Source organism: Methylobacter svalbardensis, from assembly GCF_037671525.1.
GTDB classification, from domain to species: domain Bacteria; phylum Pseudomonadota; class Gammaproteobacteria; order Methylococcales; family Methylomonadaceae; genus Methylobacter_A; species Methylobacter_A svalbardensis.
Genome location: NZ_JAWPOH010000130.1, coordinates 1 through 4,085 on the forward strand (window position 1 = coordinate 1; position 4,085 = coordinate 4,085).

The window sequence follows — 4,085 nt, forward strand, 5'->3', positions numbered from 1 at the left end:
GGTCAGTAACATCCCCGTTAAACAAAATCCTAGCCAAGTCTTTTGTAGGTGCGTCAGCCTGGCATTGGACTTTAGCTTTCCCAGGGCTGCATCTAAATCAGTGACAAACGATTTTATAAAGTGTGCCGGCTCGTACATCAACATGGTGTTGAAATACGTGGCAGTTTACACTGATTAGCTTACCCGTTTTCCGGCTGTATTTCTAAGCTTAAAAACTTGAACATCGAGTATTAATAAAAATAAACCCGCAAATGCAATTATTGATTTTTTCATGATCTTATTCTCCTAATTGAGGATAGGTGACAAGGCATGGCAATCCATACCCATTCAAGCTAACCAAGATAGGTGGGGCTAAAGATTTATACAATTAGTAGAGTTACCTATGGCGTTGCAGAAGAAATAATTCCCGTTCATGGGTATGGTTCGGTAGGGCTCTGCGTATAAGCCTTAATGCACAATACCTGCCTCGATGTATCATCCAGACCGCCTTGGTTGGTCATCACGGTATCACTGTCTTTGTAAGGATCAGGTTGTAAAATTTGGTTTTCACTTGCCCTGAATTGGATCATGTCTGATACTTTGCTGCCTAGACGAAAATTAAGCATCCCCACTGACTCAGGAGAACCTAATGCCGAATTCCATGTATGTTGCATCTGTGCCACCGATAATCCGTAGCCTGACCAATTTGCGGGCGATCCTCGAAAAAGCAGCCGCTCATGCCGAGGCAAAGAAAATTGATCCATCCGTTCTGGTCAATGCACGTCTTTACCCGGATATGTTTCCACTTTCGCGGCAAGTCCAGATTGCAACTGATGTTGCCAAAGGCGCAGTTTTACGTCTTGCCGGTGTGGAACCACCGAAGTACGAAGACAATGAATCAACCTTTCCAGAACTTGTAGCGCGACTCGATAAGACCATTGCACTGCTTGAGGCCTGCAAGCCTGAACAGATAGACGGTTCAGAAGATAAAACTATCGCGCTACCGATGCACGACAAAACGGTCACTTTCACAGGTTTGTCCTACCTGCACGACTTTGTTCTACCCAATGTCTATTTCCACGTCACTACCGTCTATGCGATTCTGCGACATAACGGCGTGGAGATTGGCAAGCATGATTTCTTGGGAAATATCTACTAATACTCCACTATGACCAGCTACAAATGGCAGTTCGCACCTCGGTTTCGTAAAAGTGCCTTCGGTTGGAAATCTGATAAACCGATTCAAGGCATCAAAGAAGCGTTAACCGAAATTAAACAAGTAGCCAAGAAGGAACCCGTATTGGCTGCCGAGGGTGCTGTTCTCTTTTTGGAGAAAATAGCGCCTGCCATTGAGCAAGTTGATAGCTCGTCTGGTGCTATAGGCAGTATGGTTAATCGGGCTATTGATACCTTGGTGCCGATTATTGCCAAAGCTAAGGTAGATCAACCGGTTCGTGACCGTTGGTTGGATCGCTTGTGGAATGCCATTGAAGATGACCAGATACCTTACATCGAATACTTAGGCGACTATTGGGGTGAATTGTGCGTAACACCGGGTACAGCATCCCGTTGGGCTGATGAGTTTATGCCCGTGATTGAGGATATGTGGGCACCTCCGTCCTCTGGTCACGGTTATTTCTCTGGTATGACCGCCTGCTTTTCTGCACTTTATACCGCTGGCCGCTATCAAGACTTGCTGACGCTTTTGGATAAAGCACCCTTTAATATGTGGTGGGATCGACGTTGGGGCGTAAAGGCACTGGTTGCCTTGGGTAAAAAATCCGAAGCAATCTGCTACGCTGAAGATAACAAAGGCCTCAACGATCCAGTGTCTGCAATTGCTGGGGCTTGTGAGGAGATACTGCTGTCATCGGGACTATTTGATGAAGCCTACAACCGCTATGCACTGAAAGCCAACCAAGGAACGACTTACTTGGCTACGTTTCGCGCTATCGTCAAAAAATATCCCCATAAGTCAGCTGCAGATATTTTGAGGGATCTGGTTGCGAATCAACCCGGCTCTGAAGGCAAATGGTTTGCTGCTGCCAAAGACGCGGGCTTGTTTGATTTAGCTATTGAGTTAGTCAGTAAATCGCCGACTGATCCACGAACACTGGTGCGGGCAGCTCGTGACTATGCTGAACAACAACCAGACTTTGCGCTATCTGCTGGATTGACGGCACTCTACTGGATGTCTCAGGGTTATGGTTATCAAATCACAGCAACCGATGTATTGGATGCTTATAAGTCTCTAATGCTGGCGGCCAATCATGCAGGGATTGCCGAGGCCCAGATTAAAGCCCGAATCCAAGAAACGCTTAGAGAAAAAACACCAGGCAATGCCTTCATGCTCTCAGCTTTAAATTATCTGTTGGAAAGCTAACCTACATTTGATAAAAACTATACAGCCCTGACGATGGTGTATTTTCAATCGAGGCCGTCAAACCTGAAGGCCTAACGCGATAGATACGGCGCTTGCCTGGAGCCTTGGTGCTGTTTGTTATATATCTCTGGCTATTCATCAGCCTATGCCAGAAGAAGTTGAAATTCTATGACTAATATAAAAGACGATGTTATTTGTTACTGTAGCGGAACAACCAAAGAGCAAATCAAAGCTCTTATGGTTCAGGGAATCAATGATCTGGATCTGATTTCAAGGGAAACTGGAGCTTGTTCAGGATGTGGGTCTTGCGATGTAACAATAAAGGATATTTTAGCTGAGTCTTGGCAGTCAAACGTCCACAGCACATAACCAAAAATTGTCCGGTCGGTTTAAATGCAAAAAAATACAGAGTAAGATAATGAAAGACATGAAAACAGAACAACAAGCAGTTTTTAGCAAGGTCCCAGAGGTAACATTAATTTTCTGGATCATAAAGGTTCTTGCTACAACACTCGGAGAAACCGGCGGAGATGCCGTATCGATGTCGATGAATCTCGGCTATCTCGTGGGCACTGAGATATTTGCAGCCGTATTCATTGTTGCGGTCATTGCACAAATCTCTTCGAAAAGGTTCCACCCCGTTATCTACTGGACAACTATTATCGCGACAACAACCGTTGGAACGACGCTGGCAGACTTCGCGGACCGCTCTCTTGGTATCGGTTATGCTGGTGGAACGTCAATACTGTTTACGTTGCTTATGGCGTCGCTGTTCATTTGGCATCGCGCGCTGGGGTCTGTCGCAGTAGACACTGTCAGTTCACCGAAGTCTGAGATGTTTTACTGGATAACAATTATGTTTTCCCAAACCTTAGGTACTGCCCTCGGTGATTGGACCGCAGATACAGCAGGTTTAGGCTACGGCGGCGGGGCTATTGTGTTTGGCGCTATGTTGGCGGTAATTGCGATAGCCTATTTCCGAACAAAGATTTCCCACACCATACTCTTTTGGGCGGCATTCATTCTTACCCGACCTTTAGGCGCGGTGGTTGGTGACTTCCTGGATAAGCCTATAAGTAAAGGAGGTTTGGAGCTAAGTCGTTACTCAGCATCAGCGGTATTATTCCTGTTAATCGCTTCTTGCATCTTCATATTTTCGCACAAACCAGCAAAACAAGGGCATTGAGACTGGACTACTATTAAGTATCGGTATCGACTTGATTAACCAAAAGAGAGAATATTAATGCTTCAAGCCTTGGCGTTACTAATAATCAACCTGACCCTAACCATTGCAATTACGACTGATCCTTCTACCTCTTCACTGACCAGAGGGATAGTAAAGTTATGGAACATGGCGATATTAATTGCGGTTGTTGCGTATTGGGGGAATTTAAATGATCTTGAAAGCCACACTATCTCTGATATTGTTCATGCTGAACAAGTAGGCAATGACGTTAAGAAAACACTTGCTGACCTTCCTAAAATTGAGCAAAACAAATTTTTTAAGCAAAAACTAGAAGAATATAAAAATAAATAGAATTGTTTATCTGAAGTTTCCCAGCTCTTCTAAAGCCCTTAATCCCGCTACTTATAAGGCATAGCTATCTACACAACTTAAAGCACAAAAGTAGTAACATACGCCATGAATATAAAAAAAGTTATTAGACCTCGATCCTCGCTTGGCAAAGCGTCACCAACAGTTGGTGAGTGAGTATTTGAACTC

General features: G+C 44.6%; 5 protein-coding genes. All 5 read left to right on the forward strand.

All coding sequences use genetic code 11. The features are described 5' to 3' along the window. The first annotated feature begins 628 nt into the window (after positions 1-628). The 5 genes from RW114_RS20050 to RW114_RS20070 all read left to right on the forward strand — a co-directional run bounded on the left by RW114_RS20050 (position 629) and on the right by RW114_RS20070 (position 3,899). Complete coding sequence (locus RW114_RS20050) at positions 629-1,138, forward strand: DUF1993 domain-containing protein (RefSeq protein ID WP_340124505.1); 510 nt, start codon at positions 629-631, stop codon at positions 1,136-1,138. 9 nt (positions 1,139-1,147) lie between these two features. Next, entirely contained in the window at positions 1,148-2,362 is a 1,215-nt protein-coding gene (locus RW114_RS20055) for a hypothetical protein (RefSeq protein WP_340124506.1), read from the forward strand. A gap of 168 nt (positions 2,363-2,530) precedes the next feature. After that, a complete protein-coding gene (locus tag RW114_RS20060) occupies positions 2,531-2,731 on the forward strand; it encodes a (2Fe-2S)-binding protein (protein ID WP_340124507.1) in 201 nt (66 codons plus the stop codon). Between the two features lie 49 nt (positions 2,732-2,780). After that, on the forward strand, positions 2,781-3,548 hold the full coding sequence (locus tag RW114_RS20065; RefSeq protein WP_340124508.1) for a COG4705 family protein: 768 nt from the start codon (positions 2,781-2,783) through the stop codon (positions 3,546-3,548). A 57-nt stretch (positions 3,549-3,605) separates the two neighbouring features. Further along, entirely contained in the window at positions 3,606-3,899 is a 294-nt protein-coding gene (locus RW114_RS20070; RefSeq protein WP_340124509.1) for a hypothetical protein, read from the forward strand. Positions 3,900-4,085 lie beyond the last annotated feature (186 nt).

Excerpts from the sequence above, each read along its gene's own strand:
- RW114_RS20050 (WP_340124505.1), top strand. The coding sequence starts at position 629 with ATGCCGAATTCCATGTATGTTGCATCTGTGCCACCGATAATCCGTAGC.
- RW114_RS20055 (WP_340124506.1), top strand. The coding sequence starts at position 1,148 with ATGACCAGCTACAAATGGCAGTTCGCACCTCGGTTTCGTAAAAGTGCC.
- RW114_RS20060 (WP_340124507.1), top strand. The coding sequence starts at position 2,531 with ATGACTAATATAAAAGACGATGTTATTTGTTACTGTAGCGGAACAACC.
- RW114_RS20065 (WP_340124508.1), top strand. The coding sequence starts at position 2,781 with ATGAAAGACATGAAAACAGAACAACAAGCAGTTTTTAGCAAGGTCCCA.
- RW114_RS20070 (WP_340124509.1), top strand. The coding sequence starts at position 3,606 with ATGCTTCAAGCCTTGGCGTTACTAATAATCAACCTGACCCTAACCATT.